Genomic DNA, 15,915 nt, shown 5'->3' on the forward strand with positions numbered 1-15,915 from the left:
GCGACAGGCAAGGAGTCCGGCCGGTCCCGTGCGGGGAACCGCGCGCCGGCGGGTGTCCCGCGGACCGCGATCCCCGCACGGTTCCGGCCGGCGGCTACGCCGCTCCGGCCTCGTCGCCCGCCCTCGTGGCTTCGTGGAAGACCTCGGCCGCCCGGCCCTCACCCATGTGCAGGGAGGCGAGCACCGAGGGCTGCGCGATGCTGGGCATCAGGTGGCGCAGCAGGGCACTGGCCCTGACGGTGAGGTCCTCGTAGTCGGTGAGCGCCTGGGACATGGACTGGATGCCGGCGTAGGTGCCCACGATGACGTCGGCGGTCTCCGCCGGGACGACATGGGGGAGCAGCTCGCCCTGGGCCTGCGCCTTCTCCAGCCGCTCACGGACGGGAACGGCCCAGTTGCGGAAGGGCCCGCTGCGGTCGAGCTCGCCGGCGAGCTGGTCCATGGTCAGCCGTACACCTGCCCGGACCATGGGATCGGTCTGCAGCCGATGGGTGTGGAGCATGACGATGTCCACGATTTCCTGAAGCTTGGCCGCGCGCTCGGGCAGCACGAGGTTCTGGTTCTGCGCGTTGAGGACGCCCTGGGCCAGATCGTCCTTCGACTGGAAGTGGAAGTAGAGGGCGCCCTTGGTCACCCCCGCGACGGTGAGGATCTCGGAGATCGTGGACGCCTGGTAGCCCCGCTCCTCGAAGATCTTGGCCGCTGCGCTCAGGATCGCCTGGCGCGTGCGGATGGCGCGGACTTGCTCAGCCACGTTGGCTCCTTTCTCCACGGATTCTCGGAGCGTCGGAAGCCTTGCCGCAAACCGTCCGTCCCGTACGTATCTTACAGCGGGTAACTCCGACGCCAACCCTGACAACCCGCCGACCAGCCGGATGATGAGGAGAAACCGACGATGATTCTCGTGACGGGCGTCACCGGCACGGTCGGGCGTGAGGTGCTGCGACGCCTTGCGCCCAACGGTGAGGTGCGGGCCATGGCCAGGCAGCCCGCGGGCGTGACCGGAGCCGTGGGAACGGCCGAAATCGTGCAGGGCGACTACGACGATCCGGAATCTCTGGCCCGGGCGTTGCAGGGTGTCGACAGCGTCTTCCTCGTCACCAATCGTGTCGGCCGTGACGATTCCGGCATCCTCCGGGCGGCGCGGGCCGCCGGGGTCCGGCATGTGGTGAAGATCTCGGCCGCCGCCGTCGAGGACAGCCGGGCGGACGACGCGATCACCCGGTGGCAGCGGGGGAACGAGGACCTCCTGCGCGGTTCCGGTATGGAGTGGACGCTGCTGCGCCCGCGCTCGTTCATGTCCAACACGCTGTCCTGGGCGCCGTCCGTCCGTTCGGAGGGTGTCGTACGGGCCCTGTACGGGGAGTCGGCCAACTCCTGCGTGGATCCGCGCGACATCGCGGACGTGGCCGTGCGCACACTGACCGAGCCGGGGCACACCGGCCGGGCGTACACGCTGACGGGGCCGGAGGCGCTCACGGCAGCCGAACAGACGGCCCAGCTCTCCGAAGTGCTGGGCCGCCGGCTGCGGTTCGAGGAACTCGAGCCGGATCAGGCTCGGGTCCTGTGGAGCGCACGGTATCCCGAGCCCGTGGTCGAGGCGCTGCTCCGGAGCGCCGGACGGCAGCGCGACGGGGCCAAGGCCGGAGTGGGGGATACCGTCGGTGAGGTGTCCGGGAAGCCCGCGCGGACGTTCCGTACGTGGGCCGGCGACCACCTCGCGGCATTCATGCCGAACTGAAGCCGTGGCGTGATCAGCCCCTGTAGGAGGCGGCCGTCACGGTAGCGCTGAACACGAGCGCGCCGTCCTGGTGGCCCGTCACGCGGACGGCTTCATCGGCCCCCGGCTCGTCCCCGTACAGGCGTTCGGCCTGGATCACACAGGGCTGGTCCAGTTCGACGTACCGCTTGAAGTCGCTGGTTATGCCGAGCGGCAGGAAGGAAGAACGTCCCAGGGTGGACGCGGCGGCCTGCCGTGCGGATTCCAGGAGCACCATGCCCGGTACGTGGTCGACCGGGTGGTCGAAGAGGACGGGGTGCAGCGTGTCGACCCGCAGCTGCCAGCGGTTCGGCTCACCTATGGGGGACAGGACCACGTCCGTCGGCGACAGCCGGCCCACGCTCTGCGGCGCGGCGGGCGCCGTCAGCGGCAGCGCGCGGTGGTCGGCCTGAAGGGTGCGCCGGGGGCGTACCCGTTCGTAGACCGCCGGGCTGGTGCAGGTGAAGGAGACCCGCCCCGTCGCGACGACCTCTCCCTCGCGGCGGACGACCGCCTCGTAGGTGAGTCCGGTCAGCTTGCCGGCCCGTCGCCTGATCTCGGGGCAGGTGACGTCGATGTCGAGCGAGGCAGGGGTCCGCTGGACCTTGAGGTGCTCCGGGTTGACGGTGACGCTGAGGTTCCACAGCAGGTACTGGTGGCCGAAGGGCACGCCGAACTCGGCGTGCCCCAGCAGACTTCCGATCTGCCGGATCGTTTCGATGCACATGAGCGGGTCGTGGTGGTCGCCGGCGACCTGGGTGAAGAAGCTGTGGCTGCGCGGCCACTGTGCGGTGACGGAGAAGCGGGCGTCGTCAAGGCGCTGCCAGTCGGTCAGGAAGACCTCGGCGACGGACGCGCGGTGCACCAGTTCCTTCGGGACAGTGGCTGTGAACGACGGGAAGCGGTAACCACGCTGTTCAAGTGGTGAGAGCGCAGCCCGCAACGCCGGGTCGTAGGTCGGAGTGCGCTCGACATGAAACGTGCTCGCGCTCATTGTTCCCCCTAGACAGCGCTGGCGAGTTACAGGTGTGACCTGCGAGAAAAATATATACCAACCGGTTTTTTATCCAGGGGGAGCCGTACCTTCGCTCCGTAAATATGCGGAGGAATCGATTCCGGCCAACCGGCATCCGAGCCTTTCCGCAGGTCCTCGGTGGTCGGCAGCCGTCGAATCTCCGCCACTCGACCCACAGTGTCTCAACCGGCCCGAGAGCGGTCCTTTAGCCGCCCCCTGGAAGCGGATGTGGCCACGGAGGCGTGGTATGGCCAATTTGCATCAGGTGGCTCATGTTGCGTCCCGGGCGGAGTGGACCCCTGTCGGTCGCCTCCATCCGGCCGGTCGTCAGCCGGCCCGGAGAACGCCGCGGAAGCCCGCGGACGGCTCGCAGTGACGGCTCGTGCAGTCCACGGGGCTGTATGGCGTCGGCCTCCTCGCCGATGGGCGGCCGGCGCCCCGTGCTCGCACCCGGCCCGTGCGGCCGCGGCGGGACTCCGCCGCGAGCCGTGGGCCCGGTTTGCCCGCGTGAACGCCAGGCGAGGATTCGCCGGTGCGCCGAGGGCCGCCGGGTGGCGGGCTCCCGGAGGAACCGGCCATTGGTTCACCCGAGGGGCCCGTCCCCGCCTGCGACACGGCCGGAGGTCGCCGCGGGCTGCTCACGGGTCGGTCGTGGCCCGAACGCCCCTGGTGTCCGCAGTGCGGACAGGGGGGCTCGGCTTCATCTTGAGGGACGTTCGAGTACGGCTCCGACGCGGCTCCGTTGTTTGCTGAGTGTGAAGGTTGGCGAGCAAACCGCTAAAGCGGTTTGTAAGGGCGGGCAGGCGAGGCCTCGCAAGCGGGTCGGTGGGTCTGTGTGCAGCCCTCTTGTCGCGTCACCCCCGGCCGATGGGTGCCAGGCGTGGACTCCAGGGTTTGTTTTCAGCCCTTTGTTGGCGTCATCTGGTGGGTTCGAGGAGGGTTCTCCCTCCGTCCGGCGGTCCCTGGAGAGCCCCTCCAGTCGCTCTCCGGTCTGTGAAGGCGCAGGTCAATGACGTTCTGGAAGAGCTCGAAGGAGGCGCGACAGGCTAAAAACGGTACAGCCGGTTTGGTATTGACAAACCGGCTCGTCTGTTTTTTGCTCGTTCCAGCGAAAGTCGAGGGCTCATCCATGGACGAAGCAGGGGAGTACGGCGTGGACATCGATGTACTGGGCGCACTGACCGTGCGGGAGAACGGGGTCTCCATCACGCCGACCGCGGCCAAGCCCCGGCAGGTGCTGGCGCTGCTCGCGCTGCACGCCGACCAGGTGGTGCCCGTGGCCGCGCTGATAGAGGAGCTGTGGGGGGACGAGCCGCCGCGCAGTGCGCGGACCACGCTCCAGACGTACGTGCTCCAGCTGCGCGGGCTCATCGCCACCGCGCTGGAGGGGACGGACGGGACGCGTACGCCCAAGGACGTGCTCGCGACGCTGCCCGGCGGGTACATGCTGAACAGCGCCGGCGGGACCAGCGACGTGCGGGAGTTCGACCGGCTGGCCGGCATGGGCTACCGGGCCATGGACGCCGGGGACTTCCCGAACGCCGCGCGGCTGCTGCGCGAGGCGCTCGCCCTCTGGTCGGGGCCGGCCTTCGCCGACGTCGACGGCGGCGTGCAGCTGGACATGGAGACCCGCCGCCTGGAGGAGACCCGGCTGTGCGCGCTCGACCAGCGCATCGAGGCCGATCTGCGGCTCGGCCGGCACCGGGAGTTGCTCGCGGAACTGACCGTCCTGGCCAGCCGCTACCGCATCCACGAGAACCTGCACGGACAGTTCATGCTCGCCCTGCACCGCTCCGGGCGGCGCGGCGAGGCGCTCAGCGTCTACCAGCGGCTGCGCGCCACGCTGGTGCGCGAGCTCGGCATCGAGCCTTCGGCCGCCCTGCGCAGCCTCCAGCGCTCGATCCTCATGAGCGGCCCCGAGACCACCCCCGCCGAATCCCCCGAGACCGCCCGCAAGCGCCTCGCCCGGGTCGGCTGAACCAGGCATTCGGGTGATCATCCGATGAATAGCGTCCGGGGATTTAAGAAAGCGCTGGGAAAAACCTGAGAGTCAATTTGCATCAACAGGAATCGGAACAAAGACGACGAGCCCGATCAGCGGGCTGAGCATGGGGTTTGGCGCCCAATCGGAATCCTGTCTTTCGAATCCGCCGTCTGTTCGCCTGTTTCGGAGGTCCGCTCGACGTCGGCTTGAGCGCCCGGTGATGTTGCCCTGGGCTGCCTTACCGTCGTCGGGTCGAATACTGAAAACCGAGAGTATCTCGACGAAATATGGAGGGGAGACGGGAGACCGTGAAGATTCAGGTTCTGGGTCCGTTGAGTGCCGAGGTCAACGGGGCATCGATCGTTCCTACGGCGGGCAAGCCGCGTCAGATCCTGGCGCTTCTCGCGCTCTACCCGGGCCGGGTGATGCCCGTACCGACCCTCATGGAGGAGATCTGGGGGACGAAGCTGCCCGAAAGCGCGCTCACCACCCTGCAGACGTACATCCTCCAGCTGCGCCGCCGGCTCGGCACGGCCATGGGCCCGGGCGCCCCCGGCACCGCCAAGGACGTGCTCGCCACCCGGCACGGCGGCTACCTGCTCCAGATCCCGCAGGAGTCGGTGGACGTCCACGAGTACGAGGCCCTCGTCGCCGCCGGCCAGAACGCCTTCGACGACGGTGACGACGAGCGCGCCGCGGACCTGCTGCGCAAGGCCCTCGACCTGTGGCAGGGACCCGCGCTGGTCGACGTACGCGTCGGGCCGATCCTGGAGATCGAGGTGCTGCGGCTGGCGGAGAGCCGGCTGGTGACCACCGAGCGGCGCATCGACGTCGACCTCCGGCTGGGCCGGCACACCGAACTGCTCGCCGAGCTCACCGAGCTGATGGCCCGCAACCCGCAGCACGAGGGCCTGCACTCGCAGGCCATGGTCGCGCTGTACCGTTCGGGCCGGCAGGCCACCGCCCTCGACGTCTACCGCAGGCTCCGGGCGCGGCTGATCGGGGAGCTCGGCGTCGAGCCCTCGCAGCAGCTGCAGCGCCTGCACCAGGCGATGCTGCGGGTGGACCCGGCGCTGGACGTGGTCGCGGGACCGCGCCGCAGCTCCACCTTCGACCTGTACGCGGCCTAGTGCTGTCACAGCACTAGCAGGCCCGGGCGGGAGGGCGCGGCGGCTCCAGCGGGGCTCGTTCCCGGCGTGAGGGGTTCTCCAGGGAGGGCGGTCAGGCTCCTGGCGAACCGGTATGAGCCGCTGCGCCGGCGGACCAGGAGAGAGGCAAACCATGCAAGCCACAGTCCGGCTGGAACTCGCCGACCTCACCCGGATCCTGCGGGTGTGGGGCGGCGAGGAGGACTGCGTCGAGCTGACCGAGGAACTCCAGGACCTGTACTGGATGGAACTCGGCTACGACAGCCTCTCGATCCTGCAGACCATAGGGTCGATCGAGCGGAAGTTCGACATCCTCCTCGACGGGGAGGTCCTCGAAACGGCCGACACCCCGCGGCTCTTCCTGGAACTGGTCAACGACGTACTGGGCAGCCGCGCCGCAGTCTGAGGTCCGGTTGGGGGGCCGGCGGACTCCAGCGGTACTCGACGCGGAATCCGGCGGACGCCGACAGGCTCTGTGCCAAGCGTTGAGAGAGGTGTCCGATGTCTGTCGAGCGAGTGCACCGGATGTCATGCGCGGCCGACGCGGCCGCGCCCGCCGGAGCCCTGTACACCCTGGTGGCCGACGTCACCCAGTGGCCGCTGTTCCTGCCGGACACCGTCCACGTGGAGCGGCTGGACTTCGACGGCGTCCAGGACCGGTACGTCCGGTGGGCCGACGCCGGCGGGGAAGTGCGGCGCTCGCTCGTGCGGCGGACGCTGGACGCGGGCGCGCGCCGCGTCGACTTCGCCGAGGAGCGGCCCGACGCGCCCGTCACCGCCTCGCGCGGCAGCTGGACCGTGGAGGAACTGGCGCCCGGCTGGGCGCGGCTGGCCCTGGAGCGCGAGGTCACCCTGGGCGGCGGCCGGCCCGAGGAGGCCGGACGGGCCGTCGCGGCGGCGGAGGAGTCCGCGCGGGCCGCGCTGGTGGGCCTGCGGACGGCCGCCGAGCGCTGGCGGCGGCTGGACGAACTGGTGCTGTCCTTCGAGGAGTCCGTACGGATCGAGGGACCGGCGGAGCCGGTGTACGAGTTCCTGTACGGGGTGGGCTCCTGGCCCGGCCGGGTCGCGCACGTCGTGGAGGCCGAGGTCACCGAGGACCGGCCCGGGGTCCAGCGCACCCGGCTGCTCAACCTGGCCGACGACGGCTCCGTCTACCGCACCGAGGCGGTGCGGGTGTGCTTCCCGGCGGCCGGGCGGATCGTGTTCAAGCGGACCCGGCCGCACCCGCTGCTGGCGACGCACACCGGCGAGTGGTCCGTGGACCCGGACGTGTCGGGGGTCACCGTGTCCTCCCGGCACGACGTGCTGCTGGACGAGCGGGCGGTCGAGCGGATCCTGGGCCCGGACGCGGAACCGGCCCGGGCCCGCCGGTACGTGCGCGAGGTGCTCGGCCGCGAGAGCCGGGCCGCGCTGGAGCCGGCGACGCGGTACGCGGGGGACCCGGTGAGGACCCTGCGCTCGGTGTGACGCCCCGTTGACCTGCTGTTGACGGGACCTGCTGTTGATGTGACCTGCCTGCTTCGACCTGTGCTCTCTTCGGCCCGCCTTCTCGGCCTGCTCCCTCGACCCGCCCCTGATGATCCGCAGACGGCCGGCAGCCCTCCGCCCGGGCTTCCCGGTCCGGCCTCCCCCCGGCGGCGGCCCGTCACCGTGTCCCCCCGCGGTGGCGGGCCGCCGCGCGTTCAGCTCCCGCGTCCCGCGGTGTCGAGCCTGCGCAGGGTGGCGGGAGCGGCCAGACAGGGCATGACCACCCGCCAGAACCCGGCCAGCGTGCGCGGCGCGAGCCACTGCGGGTCGTCGCGGCCCAGCGCCTCGAAGCCGAGGGTGGCCGCCACCACCGTCGCCGCGACGCTGCGGTGGTTGAGGCCGGGCAGCAGGGTGCCCTCCTCGGAGGCCTCCGCCAGCAGCCGGTGCACGTACTCGTGCCACTCCCTGGGCAGGGCGTAGGCCGAGGCGTACGCCGGCTCCCGGTTGAGCCGGAAACCCGCCCGGGCCACCGGGTCCGTCAGGAGCAGCCCGGCCAGTGCCTGGGAGCTGTCGGCCAGGGCCTGGAGGGCGGAGGTGCGCCGCGCGTACACGTCCCGGGCGACCGTGCGCAGGGCCTTGGCGCCGGCGGCCTCCACGGCCTCGGCGACGGCCGCCTTGTTCTCGAAGTGGAAGTGCAGCGCGCCCGGGCTCACTCCTGCCCCGACGCTGATCATGCTCAGCGTCGCCTCTGCGTAGCCGCGCCGTCCGAACACGGTCGCGGCTGACTCAATCAGTGCATGACGGGTTCGGACGGCGCGTTCTTGTTTCATCACGCATAGCTCCTGTATCAGTTTCCTTCCATTATTAAACCGCGCCGTTGGTATGGGAATGGCTCTGAGGTGCCCGTTCTTGGCCTGTTTGGCGGCGAGTCTTGCCTTCCGGTGGCCCGATTTAGTCCTTTTATCGCTTACCTTGCCGGGATGTGCGGGCTTTGACAAACCGACGAAGCGGTTTGTATCTTCGTTGACGTTAGCTCAGCCGAGCTTGAGGGAGGGGGGCGGATGAACCAGCGGACCATCGCTGTACTGGAACCTCACACAGCCACCGGGGGAGTGAACGGGGGGTTCCTGCCGGCCGAGGGACTCAGAACGCCACAGCACGCGCCGGCCCAGTCGGCCCTGTGGCGGATCCTCATCGTGGAGAGCAACACGATCGACGCGGAGACCCTCGCGCGGGGCCTGCGCCGCCACGGGCACGAGGTCGACATCGTCGGGACCGGGAGCGAGGCCATGCGCAGCTACGCCGACGCCGACCTGGTCCTGCTGGACCTGGAACTCCCCGACCTGGACGGTCTGGAGGTGTGCCGGGGGATCCGCGCGGCCCACGAGATCCCGGTGATCGCGGTCACCGCCCGGGGCAGCGAACTGGACCGGGTGCTCGGCCTCCAGGCGGGCGCCGACGACTACCTGGTCAAGCCCTACGGGTTCCGCGAGCTGATGGCGCGGATGGAAGCGGTCATGCGCCGGGCGCGGCCGACCCGGCCCGTCGCGGCCACCATCACCTGCGGTCCGCTGCGGATCGACGCGGGCACGCGCGAGGTGACCCTGAACGGGCAGCCCGTCGAGACCACGCGCAAGGAGTTCGACATGCTCTACCTCCTCGCGTCCCATCCCGACACCGTCATCCCGCGCAAGATGCTGATGCAGCAGGTCTGGGGCGACTCCTGGTCCCGCCGGACCGTGGACACGCACGTGAGCACGCTCCGCAACAAGATCGGCGCCGGCTGGATCATCACGATCCGGGGCGTCGGTTTCCGGTTCGGCCAGGGGGCCTGAACCCGTCCCCGCGCGGCGCCGCGGGAGGACGACCGCCGAGCACGACGTGAGCCGAGGGGGAACGAGCATGGCAGTGACGGCGCTGTGCCAGGGGGAGGGCTGCCGCACCGGCGGCGCGGGCGGACGGGCCCGCAGGCGTACGGCCGACGGCAGCCTGCTGTGCCGTTCCTGCCGCGACCACTTCGCCGCCGGCCTGGCGGAGCTGGCGCACCTGTACGAGGAGTGCGGGCGGGTGCTCGGCGGCGCGGCCCCCGGCAGCCTGCGCGAGCGCACCACCGGCGGCGACCTGCCCGGGCTGCCCTTCAACGGGGCCGCCGCCGACGTCCGGGCCAGGATGGTCTCCGTACTCGGCTCCTGGAGCGGGCTCGTCGCCGAGCAGCGCGGATTCGCCTCGCCGCCGCGCACCGCCGCCGCCCTCACCGCCTTCCTGCTGCGCAACGCCGACTGGCTCGCCACCCACTCCGCCGCAGGCGAGGCCACCGAGGAGATCGCCCGGCTGGTACGGGCCGGCCGCCGCGCCGCCTTCCCCGACCCGGCCCGCAGCATCCGCCTCGGCGACTGCCCCGAACCCGGCTGCCCGGGAGCCCTCACCCTGGCCGTACGGGCCGGGGCCCGGAGCGACGGCCCGGCGATCGTCTGCGCGGCCGACCCGGAGCACCGCTGGACCAGCGACCAGTGGAGCGGGCTCAGCCGCTCCATGGACTCCGCCCGGGAGCCCGGCGCCGCGGCCGCCCCGGCCACCGAACGGTGGCTGACCGCCGCCGACATCGCCCAGCTCTGGCACACGCCCACGGGCACCGTGTACCGGCTGGCGAGCGAGGAGCGCTGGCGGCGCCGCAACCGCGCGGGGCGCACGTACTACAACGAGAGCGACGTCCGGGACTGCTTCGCCCGGCGGGCGGCGGCGCGTACCTGAACCCCCCGTCACCGCACCCGCGACAGAAGGACGATCGGCACCCGCGCACCGGTCGGCACGGCATCCGGTAGGACCCGGATCCAGCCGTCTGACCGGTCTTTGACATTCCCTTTTCCGCCCTCCGACGCACCGGACCGGGCCTTGTGGAACCTGACCTACTCCTGAATCCAGCGCCATTGAACGGCCGCTCGCGTCCGAAGAACCTTGTAGTCAAGATCCGGTGCACTGTCTCCGGAGGCGAATTCAAGGAGACGTGATGGACGCCCCAGTGATCGTCGTCGGCGCGGGTCCCGCGGGCATGATGCTCGCCGGGGAACTGCGGCTGGCGGGAGTCGCCGTCGTCGTCCTGGAACGCCTTGAACGGCGTACAGGCGAATCCCGCGGGCTCGGCTTCACCACACGCACGCTGGAGACCTTCGACCAGCGCGGCCTGCTGAGCCGCTTCGGCGAGATCGAGCGGAGCACGCTGGGCCACTTCGGCGGCCTGCCGCTCGACTTCGGCGTGCTCGACGGCGCCTGCCAGGCCGCCAAGACCGTGCCGCAGTCCGTCACCGAGACGCACCTGGAGGAATGGGCCGCCTCGCTCGGCGCCGACATCCGGCGCGGCCACGAGGTGCTCTCCGTACGCGACGACGGCGACGGCGTCGACGTCGAGGTCCGCGGACCGGACGGCACGCACACCCTGCGCGCCGCCTGGCTCGTCGGCTGCGACGGCGGCCGCAGCACCGTCCGCAAGGCCGCCGGCTTCGACTTCCCCGGCTCGGCGGCCACCATGGAGATGTACCTCGCCGACATCAAGGGCATCGAGCTCAAGCCCCGCATGATCGGCGAGACCCTGCCCGGCGGCATGGTCATGGTGGGCCCGCTGCCCGGCGGCACCACCCGCATCGTCGTCTGCGAACGCGGCACCCCGCCGCGCCGGCGCGAGAGCCCGCCGTCCTTCGAGGAGGTCGCGGCCGCCTGGCAGCGGCTGACCGGCGAGGACATCTCCGCCGCCGAACCGGTGTGGGTCAGCGCCTTCGGCGACGCGGCACGCCAGGTCACCGAGTACCGGCGCGGCCGGGTGCTGCTCGCCGGCGACGCCGCGCACATCCACCTGCCCGCCGGCGGCCAGGGCATGAACACCGGGATCCAGGACGCCGTCAACCTCGGCTGGAAGCTCGCCTCGGTCGTCCTCGGCCGGGCCCCGCTGAGCCTGCTCGACACCTACCACTCCGAGCGCCACCCCGTCGGCCGGCGGCTCCTGATGAACACCCGCGCCCAGGGACTGCTCTTCCTCAGCGGCGCCGAGGTGCAGCCGCTGCGCGACTCCCTGCGCGAACTCATGGCGTACGAGGACGTCGCCCGGCACCTCGCCGCCATGGTGACCGGCCTGGAGATCACCTACGACGTGGGCCGGGGGAACCACCCCCTGCTCGGCCGGCGCATGCCGGACCTGAAGCTGGAGCTCGCCGGCGCGGCCGGCCCCGCCTCCAGCACCGAACTGCTGCACCCCGCCCGCGGGGTGCTCCTCGACCTGACGGACAACCCCCGGCTGCGCCAGCGCGCCGCGGCCTGGGCGGAGCGGGTCGACACCGTCACCGCCCGCCCCCGCGAGGCCCCGGCCGGGGCCGACGGACTGCACGACACCACCGCCCTGCTGATCCGGCCCGACGGATACGTGGCATGGGCCGCGCCCGGCAGCCACCACGACCTGCCGATGGCGCTCGAACGCTGGTTCGGGACCCCCTGAGTCACGGGCTCCCCCTGCCCGAGGGTCCCCTCACGGCCGGCGCGCCCCCTGACGGCCGCCGCACCCGGCGGCCGGACGAGAACGTCAATCGGAGGAACCACACATGGCAACGCCGCAAGCAACGATCGAGCGGGTCCCCCTCGGGCTGACCGGCCCGGAGGGGGAACGCCGCGACATCGTACGGGCGGCCCGGAGCGTCCTGGCCCGCGAGGGCTGGAGGCGCTGCACCGCCGAGGCCACGGCCGCAGAGGCCGGAGTGGAGCCGGACGCCGTCGGACGGCACTTCCCGGACCACGAACAGCTGCTGCTGGGCGTGCTGCTGGACAGCTCCGCCTCCGTCGCGGCCTGCCTCGCGGCCGTGGCCGAGACCTACCTCGCGGAGATAACCGACCTGCGCACCGACCTGATCGAGCTGGGCCGGGCCTGGCTGGCGCCGCTGGAGGCCTTCCGCGAGCACTTCGCGATCGTCCGCCACATCAGCGCCGAGGTCACCACCCTGCCCACCGAGGCCGTCGACAAGTGGCAGGCCACCGGCCCCCGCCAGGCCCGCCGCGAACTGGCCCGCCGGCTGCGCCAGGTCGCCGACCGCGGCCTGCTCGACATCACCGACGCCGACCAGGCGGCCGAACGCTTCATCCTGCTGGTCCCCTCGTCCGTCGTGCAGCGCTCCTTCCACGGCGCGCTGCCGCTCGGGCGCCGCGAGGAGGACGCGCTCATCGCCGACGGAGTCGACGACTTCATCCGGCTGTACGGCCCGGCCACCTCCCGCTGACCCCCCGATCCCCGGATCCCCGGAGAGAGTAGAGAAAATGCACAGCAACCTGATCGTGGCGCGGATGGACGTCCGCTCGAGCGCCGAGGTGGCCAAGCTCTTCGCCGAGTTCGACAAGACCGACATGCCACAGCGCATGGGCACGCTGCGCCGGCGCCTCTTCTCGTACAACGGGCTCTACTTCCACCTCCAGGACTTCGCCGAGGACGACGGCGGCGAGCGCATCCAGGAGTCCCGCAACGATCCGCGCTTCATGCGGATCAGCTACGAGCTCCAGCCCTTCATCCAGCCGTACGACCCGGAGACCTGGCGCTCCCCGGCCGACGCGATGGCCACGCGCTTCTACGACTGGACGGCGGCGACGGAGTGATGTCCGCCGGAGCAGAGATGACGGGAGGACACGGGTCGTGGCCCGCCGGGTAGTCATCACGGGCATCGGGGTGCTGGCGCCGGGAGGCATCGGTGTCCGGGAGTTCTGGGAACTGCTGAGCTCGGGACGCACGGCGACACGGGAGATCACCCACTTCGACGCCTCCCCCTTCCGCTCCCGGGTGGCGGCCGAGGCCGACTTCCTGCCCGAGCTGCACGGGCTGACGCAGGAGGAGATCCGGCGCATGGACCGCGCCGCCCAGTTCGGGGTGGTCGCGGCCCGCGAGGCGGTCGAGGACAGCGGGCTCGACTTCGCCGCCCTGGACCCGTACCGCACGGGCGTCAGCATCGGCACCGGGGTGGGGGCCGTCAGCAGCCTCGACAAGGCGTACCGCGCGGCCAGCCTCGACGGCCGGCTCGCGGCCGTCGACCACACGCGGGCGCCGGAGCACCTGTACGACCACTTCGTGCCCGGTTCCTTCGCCACCGAGGTGGCCTGGGCCGTCGGCGCGGAAGGGCCGGCCACGGTGGTCTCCTCCGGCTGCACCTCCGGGATCGACTCGGTCGCGCACGCCGTCGACCTCATCCGCGAGGGCGGCGCCGACGTCATGGTCACCGGCGCCACCGACGCGCCGATCACGCCGCTCACCCTGGCGTGCTTCGACGCGATCAAGGCGACGACCACCCTCAACGACGACCCGCAGCGCGCCTCCAGGCCCTTCGACGCCACCCGCAAGGGATTCGTCCTGGGCGAAGGGGCCGCCGTGTTCGTCCTGGAGGAGCTGGAGCGCGCCCGCGCCCGGGGCGCGCACGTCTACGCGGAGGTGGCCGGTTACGCCTCCCGGTCCAGCGCCTTCCACATGACGGGACTGCGCCCCGACGGCCGCGAGCTGGCGGAGGCCATCACGGTCGCCCTCGACGAGGCCCACCTCGGCCCCGCCGACATCGACTACGTCAACGCCCACGGCTCCGGTACCCGGCAGAACGACACCCACGAGACGGCCGCGTACCGCCTGGCCCTGGGCCCGCACGCCTACCGGACCCCCGTGAGCTCGATAAAGTCGATGATCGGGCACTCGCTGGGCTCGGTCGGCTCCATGGAGATCGCCGCGTCGGTCCTCGCGATGGAGCACCACCTGGTGCCGCCCACCGCGAACCTGCGCACCCGCGACCCCGACTGCGACCTCGACTACGTCCCGCTCGTCGCGCGGGAGCACCGCACGGACGCCGTCCTCACCGTGGGCAGCGGATTCGGCGGGTTCCAGAGCGCGATGGTGCTGGCCCGGCCCGACAGGAGGACCGCATGAGCGCCCGGACCCTGGTCACCGGCATCGGCGTGGCCGCCCCCAGCGGGCTCGGGGTGGAGGACTTCTGGGCGGCGACCCGCATCGGCAAGAACGCGATCGGGCCCGTCACCCGCTTCGACGCCTCCTCCTACCCGGCCCGGCTGGCCGGGGAGATCCACGGCTTCGACCCGAGGGACCACCTGCCCGGCCGGCTCGTACCGCAGACCGACCGGGTGACCCAGCTCGCGCTGGTCGCCGCCGACTGCGCCTTCGAGGACGCGGGCATCGCCCCCGGCGACATCCACCCCTGCGACATGGGAGTGGTCACCGCCGCCGGATCCGGGGGCCTGGAGTTCGGCGAGAGGGAGCTGCGCAAGCTCTGGAGCCAGGGCGCCAAGCACGTCAGCGCGTACCAGTCCTTCGCCTGGTTCTACGCCGCCAACAGCGGGCAGATCTCCGTCCGCAACGATCTGCGCGGCCCCACCGGGGTCGTCGTCGGCGACCAGGCGGGCGGCCTCGACGCCCTCGCGCACGCCCGGCGACGGCTCCGCAAGGGCAGCCGGCTGATCGCCACCGGCGGCTTCGACGCCTCCATCTGCTCCCTGGGCTGGGCCGCGCACCTGGCCGGCGGCTCCATGTCCACCAGCGACGAACCCGAGCGCGCCTACCTGCCCTTCGACGAGGCCGCCTCCGGCTACGTCCCGGGCGAGGGCGGCGCCATGATCATCCTGGAGGACGAGGACAGCGCCCGCGCCCGGGGCGCGCGCAACGTCTACGCCGAGTTCGCCGGATACGGGGCCACCCTCGACCCCCGCCCGGGCAGCGGACGGGAACCCGGCCTGCGCCGGGCCGTCGAGGCGGCCCTCGCCGACGCCGGGTGCCACCCGGCCGAGGTGGACGTGGTCTTCGCGGACGGCGCGGGCGTCCCGCGGCTCGACCGCGAGGAGGCCGAGGCCATCACCGCCGTCTTCGGCCCGCGCGGGGTGCCCGTCACCGCCCCCAAGACCATGACCGGACGGATCACCGCGGGTGCCGCGCCCATCGACGTGGTCTCCGCCGTCCTCGCCATGCGCGAGGGACTGATCCCGCCGACCACCAACGTGGAGCTCTCCCCGGCCCACGACATCGACCTGGTGGCCGTGCGGCCCCGCACCGCCTCGGTGCACACCGCGCTCGTCCTCGCCCGCGGCCGCGGCGGCTTCAACTCCGCCGTCGTGGTGCGCGCCGTCGACTGAGCGGCGCCGGCGCGCCCGGGACCCCCGCGTCCCCGGCCGCGCCGGGCCCACAGGAACCCCCGCTGCCGGACCGCCGGCCGCGGAAAGACCGATGAAGGGACCCCACGTGTCCAAGCAGGAATTCACCTTCGACGACCTCAAGCGCATCCTCCTGGAGGGCGCCGGCGCCGACGAGGAGGTCGACCTCGACGGCGACATCCTCGACACCGACTTCGAGTCCCTGGGCTACGAGTCGCTGGCGCTCCTGGAGACCGGAGGCCGCATCGAGCGCGAGTTCGGCATCACGCTCGACGACGACATCTTCGCCGACCACTCGACCCCGCGCTCCCTCGTCGAGGCCATCAACGCGAGCCTCAAGGTCACCGTCAACGCCTGACCGGCTCCGCAGGACGCCACC

At 71.8% G+C, this 15,915-nt stretch carries 16 protein-coding genes; 13 read left to right on the forward strand and 3 right to left on the reverse strand.

The window, feature by feature from the left end; translation table 11 throughout:
* Positions 1-94: 94 nt before the first annotated feature.
* Positions 95-754: a ScbR family autoregulator-binding transcription factor gene (locus tag AC069X_RS27915; protein ID WP_478732631.1), complete on the reverse strand. Its 660-nt coding sequence runs from the start codon at positions 752-754 to the stop codon at positions 95-97.
* A 141-nt stretch (positions 755-895) separates the two neighbouring features.
* Between AC069X_RS27915 and AC069X_RS27920 the strand changes: the two genes are divergently transcribed.
* A complete protein-coding gene (locus AC069X_RS27920) occupies positions 896-1,741 on the forward strand; it encodes an SDR family oxidoreductase (RefSeq protein WP_478732633.1) in 846 nt (281 codons plus the stop codon).
* A 13-nt stretch (positions 1,742-1,754) separates the two neighbouring features.
* On the opposite strand, the gene AC069X_RS27925 is transcribed toward AC069X_RS27920, so the two are convergent.
* On the reverse strand, positions 1,755-2,753 hold the full coding sequence (locus AC069X_RS27925) for a ScbA/BarX family gamma-butyrolactone biosynthesis protein (protein ID WP_478732635.1): 999 nt from the start codon (positions 2,751-2,753) through the stop codon (positions 1,755-1,757).
* A 1,174-nt stretch (positions 2,754-3,927) separates the two neighbouring features.
* Between AC069X_RS27925 and AC069X_RS27930 the strand changes: the two genes are divergently transcribed.
* The 4 genes from AC069X_RS27930 to AC069X_RS27945 all read left to right on the forward strand — a co-directional run bounded on the left by AC069X_RS27930 (position 3,928) and on the right by AC069X_RS27945 (position 7,373).
* Positions 3,928-4,752, forward strand: a complete 825-nt coding sequence (locus AC069X_RS27930; RefSeq protein ID WP_478732818.1) for an AfsR/SARP family transcriptional regulator — start codon at positions 3,928-3,930, stop codon at positions 4,750-4,752.
* A 314-nt stretch (positions 4,753-5,066) separates the two neighbouring features.
* Positions 5,067-5,888: an AfsR/SARP family transcriptional regulator gene (locus AC069X_RS27935; protein WP_361599270.1), complete on the forward strand. Its 822-nt coding sequence runs from the start codon at positions 5,067-5,069 to the stop codon at positions 5,886-5,888.
* Positions 5,889-6,039: 151 nt separating this feature from the next.
* Positions 6,040-6,312 carry a phosphopantetheine-binding protein gene (locus tag AC069X_RS27940; protein ID WP_478732638.1) on the forward strand — a complete coding sequence of 91 codons (273 nt, stop codon included), beginning with the start codon at positions 6,040-6,042 and terminating at the stop codon, positions 6,310-6,312.
* Positions 6,313-6,407: 95 nt separating this feature from the next.
* Complete coding sequence (locus tag AC069X_RS27945) at positions 6,408-7,373, forward strand: SRPBCC family protein (protein ID WP_478732640.1); 966 nt, start codon at positions 6,408-6,410, stop codon at positions 7,371-7,373.
* Between the two features lie 215 nt (positions 7,374-7,588).
* Here the strand turns inward: AC069X_RS27945 and AC069X_RS27950 are convergent, their stop codons facing one another.
* Positions 7,589-8,203, reverse strand: a complete 615-nt coding sequence (locus AC069X_RS27950; RefSeq protein WP_478732642.1) for a ScbR family autoregulator-binding transcription factor — start codon at positions 8,201-8,203, stop codon at positions 7,589-7,591.
* 231 nt (positions 8,204-8,434) lie between these two features.
* Between AC069X_RS27950 and AC069X_RS27955 the strand changes: the two genes are divergently transcribed.
* The 8 genes from AC069X_RS27955 (at position 8,435) to AC069X_RS27990 (ending at position 15,894) form a co-directional block, all read left to right on the forward strand.
* Positions 8,435-9,208, forward strand: coding sequence for a response regulator transcription factor (locus AC069X_RS27955; protein ID WP_478732644.1), 774 nt, complete (start codon positions 8,435-8,437; stop codon positions 9,206-9,208).
* A 67-nt stretch (positions 9,209-9,275) separates the two neighbouring features.
* Positions 9,276-10,124: a hypothetical protein gene (locus AC069X_RS27960; protein ID WP_478732646.1), complete on the forward strand. Its 849-nt coding sequence runs from the start codon at positions 9,276-9,278 to the stop codon at positions 10,122-10,124.
* Positions 10,125-10,380: 256 nt separating this feature from the next.
* On the forward strand, positions 10,381-11,856 hold the full coding sequence (locus AC069X_RS27965) for an FAD-dependent monooxygenase (RefSeq protein WP_478732649.1): 1,476 nt from the start codon (positions 10,381-10,383) through the stop codon (positions 11,854-11,856).
* A 103-nt stretch (positions 11,857-11,959) separates the two neighbouring features.
* Positions 11,960-12,628 (forward strand): TetR/AcrR family transcriptional regulator C-terminal domain-containing protein, encoded by a 669-nt coding sequence (locus AC069X_RS27970; RefSeq protein WP_478732651.1) that lies wholly within the window; start codon positions 11,960-11,962, stop codon positions 12,626-12,628.
* A gap of 37 nt (positions 12,629-12,665) precedes the next feature.
* The gene (locus AC069X_RS27975; protein WP_478732653.1) at positions 12,666-12,998 is read left to right on the forward strand and encodes a TcmI family type II polyketide cyclase; all 333 of its coding nucleotides are present in this window, start codon (positions 12,666-12,668) and stop codon (positions 12,996-12,998) included.
* 37 nt (positions 12,999-13,035) lie between these two features.
* The gene (locus tag AC069X_RS27980; protein WP_478732655.1) at positions 13,036-14,304 is read left to right on the forward strand and encodes a beta-ketoacyl-[acyl-carrier-protein] synthase family protein; all 1,269 of its coding nucleotides are present in this window, start codon (positions 13,036-13,038) and stop codon (positions 14,302-14,304) included.
* Positions 14,301-15,518 (forward strand): ketosynthase chain-length factor, encoded by a 1,218-nt coding sequence (locus AC069X_RS27985; RefSeq protein ID WP_478732657.1) that lies wholly within the window; start codon positions 14,301-14,303, stop codon positions 15,516-15,518. The genes AC069X_RS27980 and AC069X_RS27985 overlap by 4 nt, the downstream gene beginning before the upstream one ends.
* Positions 15,519-15,624: 106 nt before the next feature.
* Positions 15,625-15,894 carry an acyl carrier protein gene (locus AC069X_RS27990; RefSeq protein ID WP_478732659.1) on the forward strand — a complete coding sequence of 90 codons (270 nt, stop codon included), beginning with the start codon at positions 15,625-15,627 and terminating at the stop codon, positions 15,892-15,894.
* The last annotated feature ends 21 nt before the right edge of the window (positions 15,895-15,915 follow it).

The sequence above is a fragment of the Streptomyces sp. NPDC043896 genome (assembly GCF_056435605.1).